Consider the following 5,401-nt stretch of genomic DNA (forward strand, 5'->3'; position numbering starts at 1 on the left):
TTTTACCCACTACAGAAATTATAGAGCCCCTTTTTGTTTTGTCAGTTTTGATACGGCTGGGACATCTTTTCGAAATTACAGAAATATTCTGAAAATTCCTTGACATTACTTTCCAAAGTGGTAACATATGTTGTAAGAAATTTTATAGATTGAAGGTAACATCATGAGAAGTGATATGATTAAAGTTGGTGTTGATAAGGCACCAGCACGCGGACTTTTGTATGCGACTGGGCAAGTTAAATCTGCCAAGGATATGCAAAAGCCTTTCATTGCTATTTGTAACTCTTATATTGATATTGTTCCAGGGCATGTTCACTTGCGTGAATTAGCAGATATTGCCAAGGAAGCTATCCGCGAGGCTGGCGGTATTCCTTTTGAGTTTAATACCATTGGTGTGGATGATGGGATTGCCATGGGGCATATTGGGATGCGTTACAGTCTTCCATCTCGTGAATTGATTGCCGATTCTGCAGAAACAGTTATTAATGCCCACTGGTTTGACGGGGTTTTCTATATTCCTAACTGTGATAAGATTACGCCAGGGATGATTTTGGCAGCCATGCGTACTAATGTGCCAGCAGTATTTTGTTCTGGTGGCCCTATGAAGGGTGGCGTTGACATGACTGGTCATCAAGCGACGCTATCAAGTTTGTTTGAAGCTGTAGGTACCTATCAGGCTGGAGATATGAGCAAGGAAGAGCTCGATTATTTGGAGAAAAATGCTTGTCCAACTTGTGGTTCATGTTCAGGAATGTTTACCGCTAACTCAATGAACTGTTTGATGGAAGTTTTGGGTCTTGCCCTTCCAGGTAACGGTACTATCCTAGCTGTCTCAGATGAACGTCGTGAATTGGTTCGTCAAGCAGCCACAAAATTGATGGATAACATCAAAAATAATGTTCGCCCACGTGATATTGTGACCAAAGAAGCTATCGATGATGCGTTTGCTCTTGATATGGCTATGGGTGGTTCAACCAATACTGTTCTCCATACCCTTGCTATTGCGCGTGAGGCTGGTATTGATTATGACCTTAAGGACATTAATGAAATTGCCAAGAAGACACCTTATCTCTCTAAAATTGCCCCTTCAAGTGTTTACACCATGCATGATGTGCATGAAGCTGGTGGTGTTCCAGCCATTATCAATCAGTTGATTAAAAAGGGAGCCATTAAGGGTGATCGTATTACAGTTACTGGTAAAACCTTGAAAGAAAATGTAGCTGGTGCTGAAATCAAAAATGAAGAAATTATCCATCCGATTGAGCATCCTATTTCACCAGTTGGTGGTTTGTCTATTCTTTACGGAAATATTGCTCAGGATGGAGCTGTTATCAAGGTTGGTGGTGTAGATCCATCTGTTAAAACTTTCCGCGGTAAAGCTATTTGTTGTGATTCACAAGATCAAGCCCTTGAGTTGATTGACAATGGAACAGTTAAGAAGGGACATGTCGTTGTCATTCGATACGAAGGTCCTCAGGGTGGTCCTGGTATGCCAGAAATGTTGGCACCAACTTCTAAGATTGTCGGACGCGGTCTTGGTAAGGATGTGGCACTGATTACGGATGGCCGTTTCTCAGGAGCTACTCGTGGTATTGCTATTGGTCACGTTTCTCCAGAAGCAGCAGAAGGTGGTAATATCGCCCTAATCGAAGATGGCGATGAAATCGTGATTGATCTTCCAAACCGTACTCTTGATCTGCTTGTCGATGATGTAACCCTTGAAGAACGTCGCAAACATTTGAAACCTTTCAAATCAAAAATTTCAAGTGGTTGGTTGCGTCGCTATACAGCCTTTGCTAAATCAGCCAATGTCGGCGGAACTTTGATGAGTGACGAAGAATTCGAAGAACGTAAAGCAGAACGTCAAGCACAAGAAAAAAACTAAGAACATTCTTTCCGAAGAGTTTGTGATATTTTTCTCTGAAACCCTTGCAAATTTGGTTAAAAATGTTATCATAGTATACAAGGTTTTGAATTTTTAGACAATTCGAAAAAAACAACTACTAAAGGAGGTCCATGTGAAGAAAATTGAACTTGAAGAAGCACGCTCTGGTGCTGATTTGATTCTTGATACACTTCTTGAACTTGGGATTTCAACTATCTTTGGATATCCTGGCGGAGCGGTTCTTCCTTTGTATGATGCTATTTACAAAAATGACAAGATTAATCATATCTTATCTCGTCATGAGCAAGGAAGTCTGCACGAAGCTGAAGGTTATGCCAAATCAACTGGTAAACTCGGTGTTGCTCTTGTAACGAGTGGTCCTGGTGCCACTAATGCTATTACAGGGATTGCAGATGCTATGAGTGATAGCGTACCTCTCCTAGTCTTTACTGGTCAGGTAGCAACATCAGGTATTGGTAAGGATGCCTTCCAAGAGGCTGACATTGTCGGAATTACCATGCCGATTACAAAATACAATTATCAGATTCGCGATACAGCTGATATTCCTCGTATTATTAGGGAAGCGGTTCATATTGCAACAACTGGTCGTCCTGGTCCGGTTGTTATCGACCTCCCTAAAGATGTCGTAGCTAAGGAAACAGCCTTCATCAACGATCCTGAAATTAATCTTCCAAGTTACCAACCGACGCTAAGACCAAACGAAATGCAAATCAAGAAAATCTTGAAGCAGTTGGGGAAAGCTAAGAAACCGGTTATTGTAGCTGGAGGTGGGGTGTCTTATTCTGAATCTGCTAAGGAGCTAGTTGCTTTTGCAGAACGCTACCAAATCCCAGTTGTCACAAGTCTTCTAGGACAAGGGACAATTGCTACTAGTCATCCCCTTTTCTTGGGTATGGGTGGTATGCACGGTTCATATGCGGCTAACATTGCTATGACGGATGCTGACTTTATGATTGCTATTGGTTGTCGTTTTGATGACCGTTTGACAGGTAATCCTAAAACATTTGCTAAGAATGCTAAGGTTGTCCATATTGATGTAGATCCAGCTGAGATTGGTAAAATTATTGCAGTGGACCTTCCAGTTGTTGGTGATGCTAAGCAAGCTCTTGAAATGCTCTTAGCAGAACCAGTGGTTCAGAATAACACTGAAAAATGGATTGAAAAAGTCACAAAAGACAAAGAACGTGTACGTTCTTACGATAAGAAAGAACGTATGGTACAGCCTCAGGCAGTTATCGAGCGTATCGGTGAATTGACTAAGGGTGATGCCGTTGTTGTTACTGACGTTGGACAACATCAAATGTGGACAGCTCAGTATTATCCATACCAAAATGAGCGTCAACTGGTGACCTCAGGTGGTCTTGGAACAATGGGATTCGGTGTCCCAGCAGCAATTGGTTCTAAAATTGCTAATCCTGATAAAGAAGTTATCCTCTTTGTTGGTGATGGTGGTTTCCAAATGACGAACCAAGAATTGGCTATCTTAAATATTTACAAGGTGCCAATCAAGGTTGTTATGTTGAACAACCACTCACTTGGTATGGTACGTCAATGGCAAGAGTCCTTCTACGAAGGGCGTACATCAGAGTCTGTCTTTGATACCCTTCCAGATTTCCAATTGATGGCTCAAGCTTATGGCATTAAGTCTTACAAGTTTGATAATCCAGAGACAATTGATCAGGATTTGGAAGTTATCAAGGAAGACGTGCCAATGTTCATCGAGGTGGATATCTCTCGTAAAGAGCATGTCTTGCCAATCGTTCCGGCTGGTAAGAGTAATCACGAAATGTTGGGGGTGAAGTTCAATGCGTAGAATGTTAACAGCTAAACTTCAGAACCGTTCGGGTGTCCTTAACCGCTTCACAGGTGTTCTTTCACGACGTCAAGTTAATATTGAAAGTATCTCTGTAGGGGCTTCTGAGGATCCTAACGTTTCACGTATTACGATTATTATTGATGTGAATTCTCAAAATGAAGTGGAACAAATCATCAAACAGCTTAATCGTCAGATTGATGTGATTCGTATCCGTGATATCACGGATCATCCACACTTGGAACGTGAAGTTATCCTAGTTAAGGTGTCAGCACCAACCTCTAAGCGTGCTGAAATCTTGGCGATTATTCAACCTTTCCGTGCATCGGTGGTTGATGTGGCACCAAGCTCTATCACTATCCAGATGACTGGTGATGCTGAAAAGAGCGAGGCGCTTCTACGAGTTATTCGTCCTTACGGAATAAAGAATATCGCTCGTACGGGTGCTACTGGATTTACCCGTGATTAAAAAATCCAACCTAAATTTGTTAACCCAGCCTTAAAAAGGCAATAAAATATTTTTTTAGAAAAGAGACATATTACTATGGCAGTTCAAATGGAATATGAAAAAGACGTAAAAGTAGCAGCACTTGACGGTAAAAAAATCGCCGTTATCGGTTACGGTTCACAAGGTCATGCGCATGCACAAAACTTGCGTGATTCAGGTCACGATGTGATCATCGGTGTTCGTCCAGGTAAATCATTTGATAAAGCTAAAGAAGATGGTTTTGATACTTACACAGTAGCAGAAGCAACTAAATTGGCTGATATCATTATGGTTTTGGCACCAGATGAAATTCAAAAAGATATCTATAAAGATGAAATTGAGCCAAACTTGAGTGCAGGCAAAGCTCTTGGTTTTGCACACGGATTTAACATCCACTTCGAATTCATCAAGGTTCCTAAAGATGTTGATGTCTTTATGGTTGCTCCTAAAGGACCAGGTCACTTGGTACGCCGTACATATACAGAAGGCTTTGGTGTTCCTGCACTTTACGCAGTATACCAAGATGCTACAGGTAATGCTAAAGATATCGCTATGGACTGGGCTAAGGGTATTGGTTCTGCACGTGTTGGATTACTTGTAACAACATTTAAAGAAGAAACTGAAGAAGATTTGTTTGGTGAACAAGCGGTTCTTATGGGTGGGTTGACACACCTTATTGAAGCTGGTTTTGAAGTCTTGACTGAAGCAGGCTATGCACCACAATTAGCTTACTTTGAAGTGCTTCACGAAATGAAATTGATTGTTGACTTGATCTACGAAGGTGGATTCAAGAAAATGCGTCAATCATGTTCAAATACTGCAGAATTTGGTGACTTTGTAACTGGTCCACGTGTCATCGGTCCAGAAGTCAAAGAAAACATGAAAGCTGCCCTTGCTGATATCCAATCAGGTAAATTTGCACGTGAATTCGTTGAAGACCATGATGCTGGCTTCCCACGTTTGAAAGCTTACCGTAAAGAAGCTGAAGAGCTTGAAATTGAAAAGATTGGTGCTGAATTGCGTAAAGCAATGCCATTCGTTGGTCAAAACGACGATGACGCATTCAAAATCTATAACTAATGTGATAGTCTCAAAAACCAGTTTAGTACTGGTTTTTTTGTGTTCTGAAGAGAGTAGTTGGTAATCAATCCTACTGCTCTTTTTTGGTCTTGAATATACAATATAAGTGCACAAT

The 5,401-nt window shown here is 41.2% G+C and carries 4 protein-coding genes; all 4 read left to right on the forward strand.

Going from position 1 to position 5,401, the window contains the following annotated elements; all coding sequences use genetic code 11:
- The first annotated feature begins 163 nt into the window (after positions 1 to 163).
- The 4 genes from ilvD to ilvC all read left to right on the forward strand — a co-directional run bounded on the left by ilvD (position 164) and on the right by ilvC (position 5,286).
- Positions 164 to 1,885: a dihydroxy-acid dehydratase gene (gene ilvD, locus HMPREF2571_RS05920; RefSeq protein ID WP_002887027.1), complete on the forward strand. Its 1,722-nt coding sequence runs from the start codon at positions 164 to 166 to the stop codon at positions 1,883 to 1,885.
- 133 nt (positions 1,886 to 2,018) lie between these two features.
- On the forward strand, positions 2,019 to 3,719 hold the full coding sequence (locus HMPREF2571_RS05925; RefSeq protein ID WP_013991273.1) for an acetolactate synthase large subunit: 1,701 nt from the start codon (positions 2,019 to 2,021) through the stop codon (positions 3,717 to 3,719).
- Positions 3,712 to 4,188, forward strand: a complete 477-nt coding sequence (gene ilvN, locus HMPREF2571_RS05930; RefSeq protein ID WP_013991272.1) for an acetolactate synthase small subunit — start codon at positions 3,712 to 3,714, stop codon at positions 4,186 to 4,188. Before HMPREF2571_RS05925 ends, ilvN begins: the two co-directional genes overlap by 8 nt.
- Positions 4,189 to 4,263: 75 nt before the next feature.
- Positions 4,264 to 5,286, forward strand: coding sequence for a ketol-acid reductoisomerase (ilvC, locus tag HMPREF2571_RS05935; protein ID WP_002887024.1), 1,023 nt, complete (start codon positions 4,264 to 4,266; stop codon positions 5,284 to 5,286).
- The last annotated feature ends 115 nt before the right edge of the window (positions 5,287 to 5,401 follow it).

The organism is Streptococcus sp. HMSC068F04, from assembly GCF_001837455.1.
In the GTDB taxonomy this organism is placed as follows: domain Bacteria; phylum Bacillota; class Bacilli; order Lactobacillales; family Streptococcaceae; genus Streptococcus; species Streptococcus salivarius_D.

What these genes read in the sequence shown, in the direction of transcription:
- ilvD (WP_002887027.1), top strand. Translation starts at nt 164, where the DNA reads ATGAGAAGTGATATGATTAAAGTTGGTGTTGATAAGGCACCAGCACGC.
- ilvN (WP_013991272.1), top strand. Translation starts at nt 3,712, where the DNA reads ATGCGTAGAATGTTAACAGCTAAACTTCAGAACCGTTCGGGTGTCCTT.
- ilvC (WP_002887024.1), top strand. Translation starts at nt 4,264, where the DNA reads ATGGCAGTTCAAATGGAATATGAAAAAGACGTAAAAGTAGCAGCACTT.